Annotated in this window: 17 protein-coding genes; 12 read left to right on the top strand and 5 right to left on the bottom strand. The window is 71.1% G+C overall.

Translation table 11 applies throughout. From position 1 onward, the window contains the following. Positions 1 to 37 precede the first annotated feature (37 nt). Entirely contained in the window at positions 38 to 544 is a 507-nt protein-coding gene (locus B1H19_RS04170; protein ID WP_159027979.1) for a hypothetical protein, read from the top strand. On the opposite strand, the gene B1H19_RS04165 is transcribed toward B1H19_RS04170, so the two are convergent. Beyond that, positions 488 to 1,561, bottom strand: a complete 1,074-nt coding sequence (locus B1H19_RS04165) for an aldose epimerase family protein (protein ID WP_237289115.1) — start codon at positions 1,559 to 1,561, stop codon at positions 488 to 490. The genes B1H19_RS04170 and B1H19_RS04165 overlap by 57 nt on opposite strands. Before the next feature lie 322 nt (positions 1,562 to 1,883). On the opposite strand from B1H19_RS04165, the gene B1H19_RS04160 reads away from it, so the two are divergent. The 3 genes from B1H19_RS04160 to B1H19_RS04150 all read left to right on the top strand — a co-directional run bounded on the left by B1H19_RS04160 (position 1,884) and on the right by B1H19_RS04150 (position 4,898). Beyond that, positions 1,884 to 2,150: an acyl carrier protein gene (locus B1H19_RS04160; protein WP_083103065.1), complete on the top strand. Its 267-nt coding sequence runs from the start codon at positions 1,884 to 1,886 to the stop codon at positions 2,148 to 2,150. Further along, positions 2,150 to 3,214: a GNAT family N-acetyltransferase gene (locus tag B1H19_RS04155; protein ID WP_083103062.1), complete on the top strand. Its 1,065-nt coding sequence runs from the start codon at positions 2,150 to 2,152 to the stop codon at positions 3,212 to 3,214. Before B1H19_RS04160 ends, B1H19_RS04155 begins: the two co-directional genes overlap by 1 nt. A 121-nt stretch (positions 3,215 to 3,335) precedes the next feature. Further along, positions 3,336 to 4,898, top strand: coding sequence for an amino acid adenylation domain-containing protein (locus B1H19_RS04150; RefSeq protein ID WP_159027978.1), 1,563 nt, complete (start codon positions 3,336 to 3,338; stop codon positions 4,896 to 4,898). On the opposite strand, the gene B1H19_RS04145 is transcribed toward B1H19_RS04150, so the two are convergent. The 3 genes from B1H19_RS04145 to B1H19_RS04135 all read right to left on the bottom strand — a co-directional run bounded on the left by B1H19_RS04145 (position 4,879) and on the right by B1H19_RS04135 (position 10,489). Next, positions 4,879 to 6,480 (bottom strand): BTAD domain-containing putative transcriptional regulator, encoded by a 1,602-nt coding sequence (locus B1H19_RS04145; protein WP_083103056.1) that lies wholly within the window; start codon positions 6,478 to 6,480, stop codon positions 4,879 to 4,881. The two genes, B1H19_RS04150 and B1H19_RS04145, sit on opposite strands and share 20 nt — an antisense overlap. Before the next feature lie 308 nt (positions 6,481 to 6,788). Then, positions 6,789 to 7,430 carry a helix-turn-helix transcriptional regulator gene (locus B1H19_RS04140; protein ID WP_083103054.1) on the bottom strand — a complete coding sequence of 214 codons (642 nt, stop codon included), beginning with the start codon at positions 7,428 to 7,430 and terminating at the stop codon, positions 6,789 to 6,791. Between the two features lie 137 nt (positions 7,431 to 7,567). Then, entirely contained in the window at positions 7,568 to 10,489 is a 2,922-nt protein-coding gene (locus B1H19_RS04135; protein WP_083103051.1) for an AAA family ATPase, read from the bottom strand. 169 nt (positions 10,490 to 10,658) lie between these two features. Between B1H19_RS04135 and B1H19_RS04130 the strand changes: the two genes are divergently transcribed. Next, positions 10,659 to 13,484 carry an AAA family ATPase gene (locus B1H19_RS04130; protein ID WP_083103049.1) on the top strand — a complete coding sequence of 942 codons (2,826 nt, stop codon included), beginning with the start codon at positions 10,659 to 10,661 and terminating at the stop codon, positions 13,482 to 13,484. A gap of 39 nt (positions 13,485 to 13,523) precedes the next feature. On the opposite strand, the gene B1H19_RS04125 is transcribed toward B1H19_RS04130, so the two are convergent. Beyond that, positions 13,524 to 14,051 (bottom strand): NUDIX domain-containing protein, encoded by a 528-nt coding sequence (locus B1H19_RS04125; RefSeq protein ID WP_083103046.1) that lies wholly within the window; start codon positions 14,049 to 14,051, stop codon positions 13,524 to 13,526. A gap of 327 nt (positions 14,052 to 14,378) precedes the next feature. Here B1H19_RS04125 and B1H19_RS04120 point away from each other — a divergent pair, with 327 nt between their 5' ends. The 7 genes from B1H19_RS04120 (at position 14,379) to B1H19_RS04090 (ending at position 21,474) form a co-directional block, all read left to right on the top strand. Then, positions 14,379 to 15,287, top strand: a complete 909-nt coding sequence (locus tag B1H19_RS04120) for a TauD/TfdA family dioxygenase (protein WP_083103044.1) — start codon at positions 14,379 to 14,381, stop codon at positions 15,285 to 15,287. 129 nt (positions 15,288 to 15,416) lie between these two features. Continuing rightward, on the top strand, positions 15,417 to 16,925 hold the full coding sequence (locus B1H19_RS04115) for a pyridoxal phosphate-dependent aminotransferase (protein WP_237289114.1): 1,509 nt from the start codon (positions 15,417 to 15,419) through the stop codon (positions 16,923 to 16,925). A gap of 34 nt (positions 16,926 to 16,959) precedes the next feature. After that, positions 16,960 to 17,769, top strand: a complete 810-nt coding sequence (locus tag B1H19_RS04110) for a BtpA/SgcQ family protein (RefSeq protein ID WP_083103039.1) — start codon at positions 16,960 to 16,962, stop codon at positions 17,767 to 17,769. Continuing rightward, positions 17,766 to 18,956: an SIS domain-containing protein gene (locus B1H19_RS04105; protein ID WP_083103036.1), complete on the top strand. Its 1,191-nt coding sequence runs from the start codon at positions 17,766 to 17,768 to the stop codon at positions 18,954 to 18,956. Before B1H19_RS04110 ends, B1H19_RS04105 begins: the two co-directional genes overlap by 4 nt. Continuing rightward, positions 18,949 to 19,656, top strand: coding sequence for a cupin domain-containing protein (locus tag B1H19_RS04100; protein ID WP_083103034.1), 708 nt, complete (start codon positions 18,949 to 18,951; stop codon positions 19,654 to 19,656). The genes B1H19_RS04105 and B1H19_RS04100 overlap by 8 nt, the downstream gene beginning before the upstream one ends. A 64-nt stretch (positions 19,657 to 19,720) precedes the next feature. Next, positions 19,721 to 21,085: an aldehyde dehydrogenase family protein gene (locus B1H19_RS04095; RefSeq protein WP_083103031.1), complete on the top strand. Its 1,365-nt coding sequence runs from the start codon at positions 19,721 to 19,723 to the stop codon at positions 21,083 to 21,085. 74 nt (positions 21,086 to 21,159) lie between these two features. Beyond that, a complete protein-coding gene (locus tag B1H19_RS04090) occupies positions 21,160 to 21,474 on the top strand; it encodes a phosphopantetheine-binding protein (protein ID WP_083103028.1) in 315 nt (104 codons plus the stop codon). Positions 21,475 to 21,476: the final 2 nt, after the last annotated feature.

Below are 21,476 nucleotides of genomic sequence, written 5' to 3'. Positions count from 1 at the left end.
GCACTGAATGCATGACCACCGCGATAAAGGCGGGCTCATGACGGCCCAATTGACCTGGGAAGTCGCCGCGGACGCCGGCGAGGTGCACGACCTGCTGTGCGCGAGCGACCGCTACCAGGGGGAGCGGTTCAACTCGCCCGTGCCACAGCGCAATCCCGCCACCACCGCATCCCGGGTGCATGACGGCCTGGTGCACCTGTTGCGCATCGGAGGGGCAGCGGCCGCCATGTTCACCCTCACCCGGACACCAGCCTTCGAGGAGCCGCCGGGAGCCTTCCCGGCGGCCGCGAACCCCGCGTACCTGAGCAGGCTGGCCGTCCGGCCCGATCTCGTCGCCGCCGCCTCGCTCGCCGGGCCGCTGTGCCTGCGCCGGGCCATGGCGCTCGCGCGTGAGCGCGGCGCGGACATGCTGAGAGCCGAAGCGAACCCCGACATAGAGTCCACCGTGGAGTGCATGACGCTCTTGGGCTTCCGCCCCTGCACCACGTCAACCGGTGGTACCACCGAGCCGCGCCGCGTCCTCCTCTATCGCGTGCTGACGTGAGTCGCCTCCGTCGCAGTCGAATCGGTAGGTGCTGCGGTGCCGGTAGACACCGCCCGGGTCGAGCCGTGCGGACGGGTAGTCCGGGCGGTTCGGTGCGTCCGGCATGGCCCCGGTCTCCAGGCAGATCCCGCTGCGCGGGCGCTGGGCGAACCAGTCGCCGGTGTACACGCCGACCGCCGGCTGGTCCGTACTGAGTCGCATCACCCGGCCACTGCTCGGATGCGACAGCTCCGCGAGCACCGACCCGCCCGAGACAAGGAAGCAGTTGTCGATACTGACACCGTCGAGCGACCGCTCGGCGGTGAAGTCGCGGGCAGTGCCGCGTACCTCCTCGGGAGCACCGGGAAGAGGGATCAGGTCCTTGTCGAAGCGCACCGCCTCGGTTGCCCCGAGCCGAAGTCGGTGCCCGTCGATGGTGCCTTCACCCGCGAGGTTCCAGAAGGCGTGATTGGTCATCCCGACGACAGTGGGCGCCGTGGTGCACGCGGTGTACTCGATGATCAGCGTGCCGTCCGGCTCGATCCGGTAGGTGGCGCACGCCCTCAGTTCGCCCGGGTAGCCCTGGTCGCCGTCCGGGCTGATCGCGGACAGCCGTACCTCCAACGCGTCTCCGACCCTCGACGCCTCGGCCGACCATACGCGGCGGTCGAGCCCCTCGGAGCCGCCGTGCACATGATGCTCGCCCTCGTTGCGGTCCAACGTGTGGCGCACGCCGTCGAGAGTGAACTCCGCCCCCGACACACAGCGGCAGTAGCGGCCGAGGGTGGCCCCGACGTACGGATTCGTCCGGCGGTCCAGATAGGAGTCGAGATCGGTCAGGCGCACGCAGACATTGGCGTATCGGCCTTCCCGGTCCGGTACTTGGACGTCGACCAGAGTGGCGCCGTAACTCCACACCGTCACCGCGGGCCCGCTGCCGGTGTCCAACACGTAGGCCTCCACCGCGGCGGCGGGGTACCCGGCACGGGCGGGCGCGACACCGACGGTGGTGCGCTCGATGGTGGGACGTGATACCACAAGGTCTCCTCTCGGCACCGAGGCGCGGTGCGTGCGCTAGGCGGTCAGCGGATCCGGAGTCGGTGAAGCCCTCACCGAGGAGTCGTCCTACTACAGCGTCATCGGCCTCACTTGTGGGCCATTCCAAAGTAACTGTTCAACGGGCAGATCGATGGCCCGAAGGGTGGCGCCGGAGTTACCCGTGCGGTGATCCGGCCGCGTTACGTTCATCGCGCAGTGGCGATCCTCCCCCCCCGGAGCGGACGCAGCAACGGCCGATACCGCGAAACGGGCGCACACGTCGTCCCGTGCCGGTGGAACCTCTACACAGGACAGGTGAGACATGAATGACGGCCTTGCACTGACCGAGAGTGACGTACTCGACCATGTGCACACGCTTCTGTGCGACCTGCTGTTGAGGGAGTCCATTCCGGCCGACTACGACCTCAAGGACAGTGGCGCCCTCAACTCCCTCATGTTCCTTGAGCTGTTCGTCCGGCTGGAAACACGGTTTGGGATTCACATCACCGGTGCCGATGTGAACCAGGACAACTTCCGCACCATGGAGTCGATGACCCGGTTCGTCTGTGCGAAGCGGGCGGAAGCCTGATGGGCGCGGCGCTCACCCTCACCGGCTGCACGCCCGCCGATTACGCGGAGATATGCACCGTTCAAGAAGCGCTGTGGGCCGGCGGGCCGGACGGCAACCGCGCTTACCTGGAGTGGAAGTACCACGCCAATCCCTATCTCGACGAGCGATACACCGTGATCGCCCGCTCACCGTCCACCGAGGGCGCTGAACTGCGCGGCATGGTAGGGGTGTTCGGCTCGTGCTGGGAAAGAGACGGGCGCCGGTTCACCCTGCCCTGCCTGACGGACACGATCGTCGCAAGCGAGTACCGCAACAGCCCGCTCTTCCATGAGATGGTCGACGAGGTGCTCGCCCGGCTGCGCCGGGACGGCGTCCCGTGGCTGCTCGACTTCGGAGACCAGGGCACTGCGCCGGCGATGGTGATCCGTGGCTGGCAGCAGGTCGGTGTCTGGGGACAGTCCGTGGTGACGCGCGCCGCCGACGCCGGGCACCACGGCCCCTGGGACAAGTTGCCTGTCACGCGCGGTGTACGTTCCGGTTCGCTGATCTCGCCGACCCGCACCCCGGACCTCGACGCCATGACCGAGGTCGTGCGCGAAGTGCCCGCCGACGGTCGTCTCCGCGTCGCGCGCGACAGCGCCTACTTCGACTGGCGCGCCTCGAATCCGTTGGCACAGTACTACTACCTCGTAGCACGGTCGGAAGCAGGAAGCGCCGAGGGCTATCTCGTCGCCCATCGCTCCGGCGTGGACACCGACCAGGGTCCGACACCGACCACCGTGGTCGAGTGCGAAGCCCGCACCGCGGAGACCTGCGCCGACCTCATCCAGCTCGCCCACGAGTCGCTGCCCGGCACCCGGGTGCTCATGTGGACACGGGATCTGGCAGACGCCGGAGTCGGCGTCCTGGCCGACATGGGCGCCGAGTTCATCGAGCCGACCGGTCGGCCCACCCAGGATCGGCCGCTGCCCAGCCTCCTCATCCGCGCAACCGGTGCCCCCCCGGCCGCGGCCGGGCTCTCGGACGTGAGCAGGCTCGGTGTGTGGGACTTCCGCGGAGTCTCCGGCCGCGGATGGCGCTGAGGGGTGCCCGGCTCTCGTCTCCTGCCAGGCGAGCTCCCTGGATCAGGTACGGCCCGACAAGAGGAAGAGAGGTGTTGACATGACCGGCCATCGGGCAGGCGCGTTTCCGAACGCTGCCCTCGTGGGGGAACGTCGGGAGTTGCGGGCGTCCTCCGTGGTGGAGCTGATCGGCCGATGGGCCGAGACCGCGCCGGACGCGGTCGCGCTCGAATGCGGAAGCACCAGGACCACGTTCCGTCAGCTGTGGCGGCGCAGCATGTCCCTCGCAGCCGGGCTGCGGGACATGAATGTGCAGCCGGGGGAGGTCATCGGCATCATCGCCCACCGCAACGCGGAGTCGGTGGCGGCGATGATCGCGGTCATGGCCGTCCGCGCGGCCTACGCGCCGATCGACCCGACCAATCCCCTCGGGCGCGTGCGGCTCATCCTCGACCAGCTACGGCCGCGAGTCATGGTGTGGGACGGCACCGGCTCCGCCGCATGCGCAGCCGGCCTCCCCACGCTGAACACCTCCGACGTGCCGGATCTGCCGGCTGACGCGTCGGCCCCCGTCACATGCGGCGCGCGCCACGACGATCTGGCCTACGTGGTCTTCACATCGGGCTCGACGGGGTTGCCCAAGGGCGTATTGGTGGAACACCGATCGCTGGTCAACTACATCGGCTGGGCCGCGACCCACGTCCTGCCGAACGCGGGCGGTGCCGCCTGCCCGGTGTTCGCCAGCATGAGCTTCGACCTCGCTCTCACCACCCTGTGGGTGCCCTTGGCGCAGGGGCGCACGATCGTCATGATCGAGGACTCCTGGGACTACCCGAGCCTGTTCTCTCCACGAACCCGGCCGTATGACTTCATCAAGGCCACGCCCAGCCACTTCCGCCTGTTCGAGCGCATGCTGCGGCCGGAGTACCGATCCGTCGTCAAGCGGCTGATGATCGGCGGTGAGCCGCTGGAACCGGCCCTGCTGCGGCAGATGGGGGGCAGGCTCGACGACGTGGAAGTGGTCAACCACTACGGGCCGACCGAGGCCACGATCGGTTGCTGTGCCTTCCGTTCCACCGTGCGGGACCTGCCCGACCTGCCCACCGTGCCCATCGGCAGCCCCGCCTGGAACACCGCGGCCTACGTGGTGGACGATCGCGGCGGACCGGTGGGGGAGGGCGGCCACGGTGAACTCCTCATCAGCGGATTCGGTGTCGCCCGCGGCTACCTCGGCGGCGGGGGCCGCTTCTTCGATGAGCCCGCGTTCGGTGGCCGCGCCTACCCCACGGGCGACATCGTCGAGGTGCTGCCCGAGGGGATGCTGCTCCATCTCGGCCGAAAGGACGGCCAGTTGAAGGTGAGCGGCCACCGCTTCGAACCGGCCGAGTTGCGCCGCCACGCGCTGTCGCTGCCGCTGATCGTCGACGCCGCCTTCGACGTCATCCGCGGTGGAGTCCTGGACGCGGTCGAGGTCTTCGTGGTCTTCGACGACCAGTCGGCACAGACGCCGCCCACGGAGCGGGAGGTCCGCGTACAGCTCGCCTCCCTGCTGCCCAAGGAACTGGTGCCCAGACGGGTCTACGTCGTGCCGGAGATCAAGGTCGACGCCAACGGCAAAAGGGACGTGCGGGCCACCAGGCAACTGGCCGAGGCGAGAGCGGGGGAAACCGGCTTCCTGCACCTCTTCAGAGAGATCGAGCCGTGAGCTGCGGCAGGCCCGGTCCGTCCGATGGCTCGGACCGCTCCGGTGAACACACCTCCTGGAGGCCATGACCGGCGGCGGTCCGCATGCGGACCGCTTCCCAGCCCTCCGGCGGCTCGGGGCCCAGGTGGTACGAGATATGCGATTCCGTCGCCTGGCGCGTGACCTCACACACCCGCACCTGCCCTCGGGGCGCCATCGTCAGCAGCCGGAAGCCCCGGTCGACGGCGTCTCCCGTGACCGTCGGGACGCCGCTGTGCGCCGGCAGGTACGACAAGAAGGCATCACCGGTGACCACAGCGACGTGCAACCGGATGCAGGACGGGTGGGTACGCAGCCGGTTGCCATCGATCCGGTCCCGGAGGGCGAAGGCCGTCCGCACGGCGCGCAGGGCGTCGTCCCGGCGAGGGTTGTCGATGCCGAACACGGCGGAGAACACCGGTGCCGTCACCGGTCCCACGGTCCCCCCGTTCTGCCGGGACTGCTGCCGCAGCACCGCCTCGATGTCCGCCATGGCCCGCTGAACGCCGTCCAGATCATGGTCGTCGGACAGGTCATGCCGCACCCACACCAGGACGACGCTCACCCGTGTGCGCCGGGGCGTCGACCGAGGGCTCGTACACTGCCGATCGCCGTCCTCCACGTGGCCGGGCACCACACGGTGATCGCGTCTGTGGTCCCTTCCCACCCGCGACAGTACGCGGCTCACGGACGAGGCATCGGGGGCGTCGGGCGCGTCCGGCCGACGCGTCGCCCGCTGTTCGACGAGGGTCGGCACCATCCTCGGCTCGGGCGCCTGGTGGCGCTCCGCTACCGGCGCGGCCGGCACGTCCAGGGCGGGGGAGTGTTCGAGGATGGCCCGTTCCAGGTCCCGTAGCTCCCGCGACGGCTCAAGTCCGAACTGGTCCACAAGTTCGCTCCTGATGCGCCGGAACACCGACAGCGCGTCGGTCTGCCGACCGCATCGGTAGAACGCCAACATCAGCTGGCCGCTCAGCCGCTCGCGCAGCGGGTCCTCGGCGACGGCCGTCTGCAGCCCGCCCAGAATCTCATGGTGGTGGCCGATCGCCAGTCCGGCTTCGAAATAGTCCTCCAGGGCGCTCAGTCGCTCACTCTCCAGACCGTCCAGTTCGGGCCAGTTCAAGTCGCCGTCCGCCAGGTCGGCGAGTGCCGCACCCCGCCACAGCCCGAGCGCCCCCCGCAGCGTGCACGCCGCGGCGAGATGATCGCCGGCGCGGGCTTCGGCTCGTCCTTGTTCCACCTGCCGGCGGAACAGGAACAGATCCACGGTGTCGGGTTCGACCCGCAGCTGGTATCCGGGAGCAAGCGTGAGTAAGGCGGCACGCGTGTCCGTGGCCCCGTGGGCCAGATCGAGCCGCAGGCCCCGGACGGCGTTCCCGATCATCTTGCGCGCGGTGCGGGGCGTTTCCTCCGGCCACAGGACGTCGAGCAGCTTGTGTGTGGCCACGACCCGGTTGGCATTCAGCAGAAGGTAGGCGAGCAGCCGGCGTTTGATCACTCCGCCGAGCGGCATGGTCGCGCCGTCCACGCCTGCCTGGAGAGAGCCCAGTATGCGGAAGTTCACTTCGACCTCATTTCCCTCGGGCCCTGTCGTCTCTCGCCTCGTCCGTTGGCCGGGCCGCAAAGGTGCGTGCCGTGGCGCAGAAGGCGGCAGGGTCGGGCGCCAAACTCCTGTGGATGACGCTGACTTCCTTGGATACGGAATCAACCGGACGGAAGGTTTGTTAGATCACGCTCCGTCACATTGCAGGGCCGCCGGCTCCGGAGTCCAGCTTTCCGGAGGGCCTTTGCCCTTTTGAACAGGTCTGCGCAGACCCCGGGACACCGCAGGCGGCAACGCGCCGCCGTGGACGGCACCGGAAGGCAAGTGCGTCAGATGAGGCCGGCGCGGATGGCGTAGGAGACGGCGTGCGCGCGGTTGCGCAGCTGTAAACGCTTCATCAGGCCGTAGAGGATGTACTTCACCGTGCGCTCCGAATAACACAACTGGGCGGCGATCTCGGCGAGTTCCCTGCCCTCCGAGAGCAGGCGGAGGACATCGAGTTCGCGGGGGCTGACGCCTGAGGCGGTGAGGCCGCGCGGTGCGAGGACCTCCTGGTGGGTCCACCGGACCTGTTCCATGAGCGCCCCTTGCAGGGTGGGCGGGAAGCTGCCGCCGCCGTCCGCGACGGTGAGCAGGGTGCGGACGAAGGCGGAGGGAGTGAACGCGTCACGCCACAGCACGGCGCGCACTCCCCGGTCGATCGCCGCACACACATCCGCTCGCCAGTGTCGTCCGGCGACGAGGAGGAAACGCGTGTCGGGTCTGTCGGACAGGGCGCGCAGTCGGTCCAGTGCGGTGGCGTCGACGGTGTCGAAGGCCGCCACGACGGCGTCGGCCTCGTGGATTCTCTCGGGTGGGACTTCCTGGACGCGGTGGTCGTGCTTGAGGGAGCTGACAAGTCCCGCGTGGACCACCGCGTCGGGTGAGTGGACCGCCACACACACGGTGCCGGTGAGTGTCTGTTCAGGCATTTCGCCTCCCCATCGGAAATCGCCCATGAGGTGGATGATCGTGCCACGTATCTTTCGGCCACCGGCTTGACGCACGGCTCGATCACTTAAGGACAGGGAAACCTGGCACGAGTGCCGGGCCTGCGGACCCGGGACGTTCAGTGGTCCGGAGCGGTCAGTGGCTTGCCGGTGAGCATGGCCGAGACGACCTCGGTACGGGACCGCAGGCCGGTGCGTGCGAACAGCCGTGAGAGGCGATTGGCGATGGCGTCCTCGCTGAGCCGCAGTACGGTGGCGATCTGACGGTTCGTGAGCCCTTCGGTGATCAACGTGGCCAGCAGCCGCTCGTTCTCGGCGGTGGCCTGTCTGCGGCCGGGGACGGTCAGCCCGGCCTCGCGCATCGCGGCCCTGGTGTGGAAGCGGCACAACAAGGAGCCCGTCTGGCCGTACAGTTCGTAGGCCTCGTGCAGCAGCTCCGGGGGACCCGCGTCCCCGGCGGCCGCCGCCAGCGTGACCGCGGTCTCGAACGGCTGTCGCCGCGAGCGGGCCAGGTCCACCGCCTCGTGCAGCATCTCGCGCGCGGCACCGGAAGCCTGGCCCGGCACCCGGGCCGCCGCCAGCAGGTACAGCAGCCGGGTCCGCCCGCTGCCGGTGCGCCCGGCGAGTTCCTCAAGGCGCCACAGACAGGACGCCGCCGCTTCGGCCCGGCCCGTCTCCGCCCGGAGCGTGGCGAGGGCGGCGGCCAGCTCGTCGGTGCCGTGGACATAGCCGCGCGCGTCCGCCTCCTCCAGCCCGCGACGCAAGATGCGCTCGGCCTCGTCGGTACGTCCCATCGTCCGCAGCACCGCGGCCTCGGCGACGTCCAGGAAGATCTCCACATGGCCCTCGTGGGACCCACGCTCACCGGCGATCAGACGGGCGGCGCCGACCGGCTTGCCCCTGGCCAGCAGGATGCCGGCCGTCCCCGCGGTGAGCAGATGGTGCTGGGGCGCCGCGATGAACGTCTGGTCCTTTGCGACCAGGCCGCGCGCCAGCGCCAGCGCGTCGTCCCACCGGCCCTGGAGGTGGAGCAGGAGGAAGTGTGTGGTCGGGGGAAGCGCCTCGGGCGGCATTCCGCGGTCCTTCAACAGCTCCAAGGCGCCGCACAGGTCGGCGTTGCCGAGCAACTGCTGGGTGTACCCGGCCGCTATCGAGTACAGCACCTCCGGGGGGAGGCCGGGATCCGGCGGCGTCTCCAGGGCCCGGGCGAGCACGTCGGTCCGGCCCTGCACCAGGTTTCCGGCGACCTGCGCCAGCTCGGGCACCAGCCGGATCTGCGGGTGCGGGCGCCACACCGTCTCCGTCCGCGAGAGCAGGTCCAGACCCTCCGACCACCGCCCGCTCATGCACAACGCCAGCGCCCGCGCCGACGATGCGGCCCCCGGGGGCAGCGGCAGACGGTCCCACCACTCGGCCGCCCCCATCCGGGACAGCTGCGGCCAGTCCTTCACGGAGGTGGCCGCGACGACCTGGAGGACGGCGAGCTCGTGGAGATCCGGGCCGCTGACGACATCGGAGGGGTCGCGCAGAATCGTCTCCGCCGCCCGGCCCGCCGCCGGGTGGTCGCCCACGATCCAGGCGGCCTTCACACACCGCAGCAACGCCAGTTCGCGGGCCTCCGGCTCCTCGATCAGGCGCAGCGCCGCTCGGAACCACCGCAGCATGCCGCGGTCCTCGGGGTCGGGGTGCAACGCCTCGGCGGCAGCCGTCAGTTCCGCCGCCGCACGCTCGCGGTCGATCAGCACCCCCGCGTCGGCGATCCGGTCGGGCAGGTAGGTCTCGGCATCCGCCTCATCCAGGAGCACGACCGGGCACTGCGGGTCCGTCGCGGCGCCCGCGCCGTCCCGCGCCGCCCAGAGAGCCTCCACCGCGGCGGCGGACATCCGGGCGCGTTCCAGGGGCCCGAGCCGCTCCCGGGCGGCGTGCTCCATCAGGGGTGACCGGAAGGCCCAGCCCCGGGGGCCGTCACCGTCCTCGCCGGGCAGTTCGTCGAGGAGTCCCGCGGCGATCAGGCGGCGCACGCCGTCGCCGACCTCCCGGTCGGACAGACCGGTGGTCTCGGCCACCAGCGTCGCCGCCGTCCGACCGAGCGGCCACAGGACGCTCAATGCCGCCGCAGTCGTCCAGCAGGTCTCGCCGAGTTCGTGCAGCGCCCTCATGAACCGGTCCTCATCGGGCAGTACCGGCACCGGCGCGCCCGCGGCGAGGAAGGCGTGCCCGTCGGCGATCCGCACCGCGTCCCGCCGCGACCACTCGGTGAGCAGCGCGTCGGCGACTGCGGGAATCCCTCGGGTCAGCCCGAGGATGCCCGCCACCAGGGCCGGGTCGGGCACCGCCTGCGACCGCCGCGCCACCATGTCGGCGAGCTGCGGCCGGGTCAGGCGCGGCAGGGCGATCGTTCGCGCCGTGCCCGCCTCCGCCGCCAGTCCGACGGCCTGGTCCAGCCGGACGGACCAGGCGTCACCGGCCCCGCCGGTGTGCCGTACCGACGTGATCACCAGCCGGACCTCCGGGGGGCGCCGAGCGGCGACGACTCCCAGTACGTCGAGGGATGCCGCATCGGCGTACTGCGCGTCGTCCACCACCACGGCCACGGGCGCCGCATGCGTCAGCGCGGACAGCAGCGCGTCGGCAAGGGCCGCCCGATCGCCCCTCTCCGTGGCGGGCAGCACCTCGGCGTCCAGGTCCGCCCGGCCGGCCGCGGGCTGCCTCCCGGTGACCGACCGGCGCTCCCGCACGGCGGTGACCACCCGCAGCGCCAGCAGGAGCGGACGGTCCTGGTCCCCGCGCACGCAGACCAGCGGCAGAACTGTATGGCCCCGCGCAGCCAGCCGTTCGGCGGCCGCATGCGCGAACGCGCTGCGCCCCGCTCCCCGTTCTCCGTGGACGAGCACCAGGCCGGGACCGTCCGGGTCGTCCAGGCAGCGCTCGAACTCGGTCAACTCCCGTTCCCGGCCCACCAGGTGCACGCTCGCGCCCGTCGCCCACGTCGCCGTGGCACCGCGCACCGCCCCGGTTTCCGCCGGCCGGCCACTGTCCACGGAACCTCCTCGACGACGTGCCACCGGCGGGCGTTCCGCCTGGTGCAACACGCGACGGGACCGGTGCACGGTCCCGTCGGAGCCTGCATTATGGCCGTCTCCCGCGACGACGTCACGGTCGGCGGGACGGCCCCGGTCGACGCGGGCCGAAAGCGAGTGAGGAGTCCCAGTGGAACGCCGTGCACCTCTCGTCGGCAGGGACCACCACGTCGGCGTGGTCGCCGACGCCCTGCGTCCGGCCGGTACGGCGCGGACCCTGCTCGTGACCGGCGAGGCCGGAGCGGGCAAGACCGCCGTGCTGGACGAGGCGCGGCACGCGGTGGTCCAGGAGGGGGCCAGGGTGTTGCGGTTGTCCTGGGAGACCGCCACCGGGCCGACCGGGGCCGCCACCCTTGCCGACGCCGTCTGCGGCGTGCTCGCCGAGGCCCGGCACGGCCGGCTCGCGGCCCACATCACCGCGGTGCGCCGGGCGCAGTCGCGTTCCGGTGACGGCGGCGAACTGACACTGCTGTCCACGCTGGGCGAGACCCTCGCGGACGCGGTGCGCCACGTGCCGTTCGCCCTCGTCCTCGACGGCGCCGAGCGCATCCCCCCGCCGACAGCGTCCGCGCTCCAGTTGATGCTGCGCGTGTTCCGGCCCGCGGGCCTGCCGGTGGTGATGGCCGGGCGCCCGGTGCCCCGGCGCCCGGCAGTCGCGCCCGATCTGGCGACGGCGGCCGACCGGGTGCTCGACCTGCCGCCGCTGCGGCCGGCGGACGTCGGCGAGCTCGTCGGACAGCGCCTCGGCCGTCCCGCCGAATCCGCGCTGCTCGCGGCGGTGCGGCGTTCCCTCGGCCCCCTGGCCGGCAACCCCGCGGCCGTGCTGTCGATGCTCACCGCGCTGGATGAGGACGACCGCCTCGTCGATCTCGACGGCCGTACCTGCCTGACCGGAGCGGAGGACGACCTGCGGCTCACCGTGGACGCGGAACCGCTGCGCCGGGTCACCGCCGACGGCACGGACGCCGCCGTCGCCCTGGCCTGCCTCCTGCACCGCGCCGAACTGCGGCTGGAGGACCTGCACAGGCTGATCCCGGCGTGCCCGGTGCTCGCAGCGGACCTCGGCCCGACGGTGGACCGGCTGGTGCGGGAGCGGGCGTTGACCATCGACGGGGACGGCCGGCTGGCCTTCGCCGTCCCCGCGCTGGCGGCGGCGCTGCGGACCCTGTCGCCCCGCCGCGACGTCCGCTCGATGCACGCCGCCGTCGTGCAGACGGTCGCCGAGCGGCTGGGCCCCGCCACCACGGGCGCCTGCCATCCGCTGCTGGCCGACCACGTCGCGGCCGCGGGTTTCGCGTTGAACGACGGCGTGGCGGTGCCCCTGCTGCTGGCGGCCGCCGCCAAGGACGCCCGGTCCTACCACCCGCGGGCGGCCCGAGCCTACTTGTCCGCGCTGCGCCGCCTGCCGCCCAACTACCCCGCGACGCTGGGCGTACTGCGCGAAGCCGCCGAACTGGGGCTGCGATGCGGCGACCACGTCGGCGTCCTCGCGCTGGCCGAACCGATCCTCGCCGGCCTGCGGGACCCCGGCCCCACCGACGGCGGCGGGCTGGAGTTCGCCTCCCTCGCCTGGGGGCTGTCCGCGCTGCACGAGCACCGGTCGCCCTACGACGACGGCGCCGTGCCCCGGGAGGTGTTCGCGCGGATGCCGCGGGCGGCGATGCTGGCGGCGCTCGGCGGCCGGTACGGGATCGGCCTGCTCACCCCATGGCCGCCGTCCGCGGAACCCGCCTCGGACAGCGGCCGGCTGCGCGACGGGCACGGTCCGCTGCCGTCCCAGACCGAGCTGCGGACGCTGGCCGCCGCCGTGGGCGGCCACGAGGAGCTGGCGAGGGCCGTCCACGGCCTCCAGCGGGAGGAGGTCTGCGATGCGGTCATCGGGCGGCTGCGTGACGCCGCGGCCTACGGCGACCTGGCGGGCGCCCTCGAATCCGTGCTGGGCGAACGCTACGTACGCGCGGACCACAGCGCCGCCGGCCGCTACCACGCCATGGTCACCGACTACCTGGCCGGACGCTGGGACGACGCCCTGTCGGCGGCCCGCGGCATCGAGCAGCGCGGCGGGGCCCGCGGCGGGCCCGGCGGCCAGTTGGCCCGGGCGCTGGCGGCCGAGATCCACTGCTTCCGCGGTGACCTCGTACGCGCCCGCGAGTGGCTCGACCGCATTCCCGGCACGGTCGTCCACCCGTTGGTGGCCCGCGCCCGGCTGGCGGTGCGGTACTGGTCGGGACAGCAGGACGCGGCGCTGGAGGAGGCATGGCACGCCGTGCGGCGGGCGCGCGACAGCGGCCTGCTCACGGGGGCCGAGCGGGTGCTGCTGCGCATCCTGGCGTTCGCCGAGGAGACCCGGCCGCGACAGGCGCGGCAGGCCCTGGAGCAGCTCGCGGCACTGCACGCGGAGGCGGACACGGCCATGACCCGGGAAGCGCTGCTCGTCGCCCGCGGGGTGCTGGACCGCGACGTGGACGGCGCCCACGACGCCTACCGCTCGGCCGAGCGGCGGGGCGACCGGCACATGATGCTGTACTGCTGCCAGGTCCTCGCCGAGGTCGGCGACGATCCCCAGCCGTGGCTGGCCGAGGCGGCGCGGCACACCCACCTGCTGTCGCTGGGGCGCCAGGGGCGCGCCCTGCTCGGCCGGTCGGCGCAACGCCGCAACATGCCGCTGCCGAGGGGCCGTTCGGCCCGCGAGGGCCTGAGCGAGGCGGACGTGCGGCTGATCCGCATGGTCGGCGAAGGCGGCACCAACCGGCAGATCGCGGCCCGTCTGGCGTGCAGTGAGAAAACGGTCGAACAACGGCTGGCCCGGCTGTTCCAGCGCACCGGCCGACGCTCGCGGGTGGAGCTGGTCGCAGCGTGGCTGGACGGGAGCCTGGCCGGGCGCGGCCCGGTGCCGGACGTCTCGCCGGGCGGTGCGGCGAGCCCGGGAGCGGGGTCCGGCCCGGCCGGCGGCTGAACGCGCGGGCGGAACAAGAGGCGTTCGGTCCGTCGGCCTTCATGGCGTGAGCAGCGAGCAACCGGCCAGTGCAGCGGCCAAGGCCCGGGTGTGTCCGGGAAAGGCGAGCTCCACCGCTTCGCCCAGCACACAACAGCCCTGGGTCTCGGTCGTGCGCGCCGTCTCGGGTAATCCCGCAGCCGCACGCGTCGGCAAAAGCGCGAAAACCTCCAGGGTGTCCAGTGTGCTGTGCGCTCCAAAAAGGCGCACATCTTGCGCAGAGGCCATGAGCCCCGTTTCCTCGCGGAGTTCGCGCACGGCCGCCTCCCGCCAGCTTTCCCCGACTTCCAGGTATCCACCGGGCAGAACCAATCGGCCACGCCCCGGGGGGAGAGCACGGCGGATCACGACGATGCCCCGAGAGCCGTCCTCCTGTGTCACGGGCTGTAGTGCGACCGCGGCGGGCAGCGGGTTGCGCCAGAGCGTCTCCTCACACGCAGGGCAGGTCAACGGCCAGTTCGTGCTGTCCGTGTAGGCGTGGCCGCAATACGGGCAGTGGGTGATGCGGCGCCCGTGCGTGAATCCCATGCACGCCTCGTTTCATGCCAGGGGTTCTCGGACGGCTCGAACCGTAACAACGCCCGGAGAATTCCCGGATAATCGGTCGGCTATCGCCCGCGGTCCACTGCGACTCTTCGTGATTCCCCGGTGATTCCGACACCGCCTCTAGAGTGCACCGCACACCGCACCACCCATGGCCGAGGCCGGCATCACGGTTTCTTCTTCCCCGTACGCCTTGGCCGTCAATGGTGCGCCCCTTTTCCGAGCGTCAGCGTCGTCGAGGGGGACCGAATACCACCGCTCCACAGTTTCTTGGCGTCCGGTAGCTGATGGGTCCGAGCAAAGGAACAATGCATGGAACAGCCCGCCTTCGCATCCTCCGAAGCCATATGCGCGGCAGAGCGCGAGGTCACCCGCGGAAGTTTCCGGGCGTCGCAGTCCGACCCGCACCTCGCGCCCAGACAACGGCTGCTGGGCAACGCAACGCCGCTGCACAGTCCGACAGCAGCCACCTTGGCGGGGCCGGCGGCCGACGCCGATGGCCTGCACCAGGAGATCACCGAGCAACTGTGGCGTCAGGGCCTGGCCGTCGTTCAGCTCGACCAGCCGCTGTCACCTGGCCGATTCATGTCCATCGGCTACCACTTGGGCACCGCGATACCGGAAACCGATCCCGTGGTACAGCCCTACGTACAGGACGGAGTCATCCTCAACCTCCGCAGCCGGCACGCGCCCACAGTGGCGGTGTCGTTGCAGCCCTTCGCCCGCAACTCGCTCTCCCTGCACTCCGAAAGCAGCGGTGCCGGCGCGTCGAGGCAGCCCCGGTACATCGTGCTCATGTGTGTCAATCCCGGCGACGAGACCCCGCACGCCCGGACCGTGCTGGTGCCCATGCGGGAGGTGGCACGTCGGCTGTCGCCCAGCACGCTGGAGCTGCTGTCCCGTACCCGTTACCGGGACAGTCCAGGGGCGCCGACCATCGCGCGCCAGATGGACGGCCGTTGGGTGTTCTCCTTCCGCGACTTTCTCGATCAAGAGCTGTGGTGGAAGCACGACCGACCGGACACCGACCCCGAGGCGGTCAACGCGGCCCTGCGCGAGCTGCTGACCGCCATGTACGCCCCCGAAGAGGCGAGCGCCGTGCGCTGGCGCCGGGGACTGCTCGTCGTGATCGACAACACCTACTACTTCCACGGCCGTACCGCGGGTGCGGGGGCACCTCCGCGGCAGCAACGGCACTTGCAGCGCCTCCGTATCCGCTAGGGCCTGCCCGATGGGTCATGGCCGGACCCCCCACCCAAGGCCCCCACCACTCCATGCGAGAAGCCGATGACACTCTTCGACTCCCCTCTGGTCCCGCGTCCTTCGCACGCGTCGCAGGACGCCCTTGCGATGTCGCGGCGGGCACCCCGACACGCCGGGATATCCGACACGTTCGTCACCCACGTCGACGAGCGGGCGCTCGACCTCTTTGCCCGAGCCCGCCGCCCCGACGATCCGCTGGAACTGCGCAACCTGTGGCTGGGCCGCGTGGAAAACGAACTGGGCACCCACGCGCACCATCCGGCACTGGCCGAGCAGTGGCGGAACAGCCGCCGGCTCCGCTCGGTCGAACCGGAGCAGGTGCTCAGCTCCCGGGCAACCGTCCGGTTCGTCAAGGAGCTGTTCAACTGGTACTTCCGCGACGACCTGTACGGCGATCTCAGGGACAACGCGCAGTACATCCTCTCCGGCGGAGCGGTGGACGAGGAACGGTGGGGGCTTCCGCAAAGCCTGAAGGAATGCATCCGCTTCGCTCTGGACCGCGACTGGTACGGCTACTCCGACTCGCGCGGGCGCTACCCGGCACGCGAAGCGATCGCCGCCTACGAGACCGCCCGGATCGACGGCGTGTGCTACGGGCCCGAACACGTCGCCATGACCATGGGCGGGACCTTCGCCGTGAGCACGCTCGCGGACTTCGTACTCCACCACATCTCCCCGTCCGCGCCCCCGGCGCTGTGCGCGATCCCCAACTACCCACCCCTGGTCGAGACGATCGCCCGTCGTCACGACATCCGGCTCGTTCCCCTGGGCAGCGAGCACGGGCAGACCTCGATCGAGCCGCTCCTCGCAGCGCTCACGCCCGACACCCCTCTGGTACTGCTACAGACTGTGGGCAACCCCACCGGGGCGGCCGTCCCGGAGGAGGGCCTGCGACGGCTGATCCAAGCGGCCTCCCCCTCCACCGTCATCGTCCTCGACGAGTGCCATGAGTGGCTGGGCGCCTACGAGGAGCGCTCCGCCGCGCGCGGCGCGCCCCACGTCGTCCGTGTCTCCAGCCTGTCCAAGACATGGTCGGCTCCGGGGCTCAAGGCGGGCTGGTTCCTCGCCGACCCCGGCTTCATCGCCGAGTACTACGAGTACGCCTCCTCCTCCTTCGGAGGACCGCCTTCCTTCTTCTACACGATCGTGGAAGTACTGGCCCGCATGGAGCGATGGCTGATCACCGGCCTGGAGGATCCCGGGCCCGGCGAACTCAAGGAGTTCGAGGCGTCCTACGGACTCGACATGGGGCAGCTACGACACGCTTACCGCACCTACCGGACGGAGCGGCTGCGAAGGGCGGAGGAACTCACCGTGCTCCGCGACGCCGCCACCGTCCGCCTGGCGGGGACACCCGCACGGGTGCTTGCGCCGCGCTTCTCCATCAACACCACCGTGGAGCTGCCCGGCTGGGACGACTCCTACCGATGTTTCCGGGACGTTCTGCGAGCGACGGGTGTGTCCCTCTTCCCCGGCATCCTCACCTTCTGCTTCTCCGGTGCCGTCATGCGGATCACCACCGCCCGTCCCTGGGAGCAACTCGCCCCCGCTCTCGACCGGTTGGAATCCCATCTCCTCGCCGGAGCGGCCCCGTGACGTCTTCCCCCCATCACGAAAGGCGAGGGGCCGTATGAACTCCTGGGCCGTACCGGACGGCAGGCACAAACTCGTCCTCGGCATGGTGCACTTGGCGCCCCTGCCCGGCACTCCCTTCCACCGACCCCACACCTTCTCGGAGATCCTCGACACGGCGGTGGCGTCCGCGCGGGCCCTGTACGACGGCGGGGCGGACGGATGCCTCATCCAGACGGTCGACCGTGTCTACAGCGTCGCCGACGAGTCGGACCCGGCACGCACCGTGGCAATGGGCCTGATCGCGCGTGCCGTCGTCGAGGCGACCGGCGGGGCGTTCCGCGTCGGTGTCCAGATGATGCGCAACGCCACCAGGGCCTCGCTCGCCGTGGCCCAGGTGGCCGGGGGCGACTACGTCCGTGCCGGCGCCTTGGTGGGACAGACCCTCACCGCTCACGGCATGGTGCGGCCCGATCCGCTGGAGGTCATGAGCTATCGCCGCTCGATCGACGCGGAGCGCGTGGGCATCGTGGCGGACATCGACTCCATGCACTTCACCTGGCACGGAGGGGAGAAGACCACGGCGGAGGTGGCTCGCGCGGCCCGTACCGCCGGCGCGGACGCGGTGTCGCTCTCGCACCCTGACGAGCGCACGGCACTGCACATGATCGCGTCCGTCCGCGAGGCCGTGCCCCACCTGCCCATCATCCTGGCCGGACACACGAACCACGACAACGCGGGGCGCCTGCTCGCCGACGCGGATGGGGCGTTCGTGGGCACGTGCCTGGAAAGCGAGGGGTGGGGTGGCAAGGTCGATATCGACCTTGTGCGGCGTTACGTCGACATCGTCAGGGAGGTCGAGCGATGACGCCCGCTCACAGCCCGGTTGCCGGCCCGTCCGGATCGCCGCCGCTGGAAGCAGATGTGATGCTCCGTCAAGTCCATTGCCTCGCCGACGACATACGGGCCCACGCCGCACCCTTTGCCGAACAGGTGCGAGCCCTACCGGGCGCCTTGGGCCTGGCAGGCATCGAGTCGGTGCTCATCGTGGGCAATGGAGACAGCGACCATGCCGCCCGGGCCGTCGAGATGGCTTTCCGCTCGCTCGCCGGTGTGGACTGCCGGCCGGTGAGCGCGCTGCCCTTCACCCACTACCGGAAGTCTGCCGCCCCCTCCTCGCCTGCCCGCATGCTCACCCTGGCGATCTCCGCTTCGGGCAGCAGCCCGCTCGTCGTCCGGGCGGCCGAGCAGGCGCGAGCGGAGGGGGGAGCGGTCGTCGCTCTCACCGGAAGAGCGGCGAGCCCGCTCGCCCGGTCCGCGCACGGCACCGTCCTGCTCGCGCTGCCCGACCAGGAGCCGTCTCCGGGCGTACGCACCTACCAGGCCAGTCTCCTCGGCGCGCTGCTGCTGGCGATAGCCCTGGGGCAGGCACGTGGACACCTGGACCGCGCGGCAGCCGACATCCTGCGGGACGAACTCGGCACACTGGCCGACGCGGTCGAAGCCACCGTGGGCGAGAACACCGTGCGGACTCGGCAGATCGCCGACCGGATCGCCCACGCGCCGGTGCTGACCATGCTCGGGAGCGGACCGTCCCATGGCAGCGCCCTGTACAGCGCGGCGAAAGCAATCGAGACCGCCGCCGTCTTCGCCGTCGGCCAGGACCTGGAAGAGTGGTGCCACGTCGAGCGGTTCGCAGGCCCGCCCGACCTGCCGGTCTTCGTGCTGGCCCCCGTCGGCCGCAGCTCCCGGCACGCCCGCCGGGTCGCCCAACGCGCCACCGAGCTGGGGCGACGGCTCGTCGTTGTCGCTCCTGCGGACCGACTCGACGGCTTCCACGCCTGGGCGGAGCTGCCCGTCCACGGGCAGGTGCGCGAGGAGTTCTCCCCGCTGCTCTTTCACTTGTTCGCTGCCCCTCTTGCCTGCCACCTCGCCCAGCGCCTGAACCGTGTCCCGTTCGCCGCCGGCCGAGCCCCGCACGCCCCGCCGGCCCTCGGCTCCGGCCGGTTCATCCCGACAACTGCCACAACTGCGAAGGAAGAAAAACATGACTGAGACCGCACACAGCCTGCCCGTCGAAGAAACCATCGACGTCCTGCGTGAGGAGCTGCGCCAGCTCGCCCCGGCCGAACGAGAGGCCAAGGCGGTGCAGCTGCTGTCGGTCCTCGGCCGCGCGAAAGCCACCCAGGCTTCGGTGCTGGCGTCCCTCGAAGAGCCCGGCATCCGCCGCTCGCCCCTGCTGATCTGCGACTGGGCGGCCGATCTCGGGCTGGACGGTACGACCCAGCAGCTCGGCATCACGATGGCCCCCGGCCCCACCCGCGTGTCGAAGACCGCCGATGCCACGGGACGCTCGCTGCTCTCCAGCGGTCATGTCGGTGCCGACATCCTGCACGTGCCCGCCGGCAGCGGCTTCGCCCCGCACACCCACCCCGGGGACCATCTGCTGTTCGTCCTGGCAGGCACCGGCACCATCGCCGTCGCCGGAGAGATCGTGGAGACCCGTCCCGGACAGGTGTACATGGTGGAGGGCGCCGTTACCCATGCGGTGGGCGCGGTGACCGACCACATGATTCTCGCCGTGGGCGCTCCGCACCGTCACCTGGACAGCCCCGAACGGCAGGAACTCACCGCGTATACCGCGCTCCTGGGCGACCTCGGCCGGATCACCTGCCGTCTCTGCGACATCGCGGCCTCCAGCGGTGAGGAGCTCGCGGCGAACGGCTGTCCGCACTCCCCGCACCGCTTCGGGTGAACCAGCAGGTCGCCGAACGACCTGCCATGTCCTGACCTGAAACCACCTGGAAGGAGGTCCCACGATGTCGCAGCACCCTCTCACTCTGCCCTTGACCGACCCGCGCACCGGCCGGCAGCGATCCTCCCTTGCCGTCGGCCGGGACACCGACACCCGTACGGCGGTGGCGGCCGCCCGCGGAGCCCAGCCCGTCTGGGCCGGCCTTACTCCCCGGGAACGGGCGCGACGCCTGCTGCGGTTCGCGGACCTCATAGAGGAGAACTCCGCCTCGTATGTGGCGGCCGAGCAGGCCGGTACCGGGAAGCCCGACGCCGAGGCACAGGGCGAGGTCGAGAACTGCGCCGATCTGTTGCGGTTCTACGCCGGCGCCCACCGTGCCGACACCGCACCCGCGGGCGGTCGGCGGATACGCGGCCGCGAGAGCTGGGTCCGTTGGGAGCCCGTGGGCGTCGTCGCTGCGATCGTCCCCTGGAACTACCCGCTCATGATGGCCGCCTGGCGCATCGGGCCGGCGCTCGCCGCCGGCAACACCGTCGTGCTCAAGCCCGCTCTGACCACGCCGGACACCGCCATGTTGCTCGCCCGGGACGCGGCCACAGCCCTGGTCCCCGACGCGTTGGTGACGGTACCGGGCGACCGTGACACCGGGCGGCTGCTCGTCGCCGAGGACATCGACATGGTGGCCTTCACCGGCAGCGAGGCAGGGGGCCGGGATGTCGCCGCCCGTGCGGCACGGCACCGGATCAGTCTGGAGCTCGGCGGCAACTGCCCCGCCCTGGTGCTCCCGGACGCGCCCGAAGACACCTGCGAGGAGCTGGTGCGGGCCGTCACGTACAACGCCGGTCAGAGCTGTGCCGCTCCGGCACGGGTGATCACCCTGCGAGAGAACTACGACCGGACCATCGCCGGGTTGGCCGAGGCGATGAGCAACCGGCGCGCCGGAGCCGACTTCGGACCGCTCAACAACGCCGATCAGGCGGCGCGTTACGACCGCATCGTGGAACGCAGCGCGGCGGGCAGGGAACATGTCGCCGACCTCGCGTCGCAGCCGGGACAGCAGAACGGCTTCTGGCGGCCCGGACGGATCCTCGCCGATCTGGCGCCCGATGACCCGGCGGTGGTGGAGGAGGTGTTCGGCCCGGTGCTGACGGTCCAGGCAGTGGACGACGTCGAGGAGGCGTCGGCATTGGCCAACTCCGTACGGCAGGCCCTCGCCGCGAGCGTCTGGGGATCCGACACGGCCACCACGCTCGCCCTGGCCCACGAGTTGAACGCCGGGGAGGTCTGGGTCAACTGCCACCTGGACCAGAGCCCCGAGCTGCCCCACGGCGGCCGCGGCAGCTCAGGACACGGCACGGACATGAGCGTCCTCGCCCTCACGGAGTACCAGCGCCCCAAGACCGTCACCGTGCGCCTCAACACCCGCTGACGCCCTCGGCCGGGCCCCTTACCCCCAAGCCCGAGTCCGCTGTGCCGACCGGGCCGACGAAGGAGAAGAGAAACATGAGTGATAGGGCCGGTCGAACCGGTGACGCTCTGCGCGAGACGGTCCGCGATCTCGTCGCTCGCCAGTTGCCCGACGCAGTCGGCACCGATCTGACGCCCGACCTCCCGTTGCGTGAAGCCGGGTTGAACTCCCTGGGCACCGTCGCGACGCTGGTGGCGATCGAGAACGAGTTCGGTCTCAGCCTCCCCGACGAGCTGATGACCCCTGAGACCTTCCACAGCATCCGGACGCTGGCCGCTGCTCTCGCGTCAGTGGTGGATGCGGGCAGGGACGTGACGGGCGCTGCGAGGGGCGAAGATGCCGTCGCCTGAAC

The organism is Streptomyces gilvosporeus, from assembly GCF_002082195.1.
In the GTDB taxonomy this organism is placed as follows: Bacteria; Actinomycetota; Actinomycetes; order Streptomycetales; family Streptomycetaceae; genus Streptomyces; species Streptomyces gilvosporeus.
Note: the sequence above shows the minus strand (reverse complement) of the source record. Positions and strands in the feature narration are given on the sequence as shown.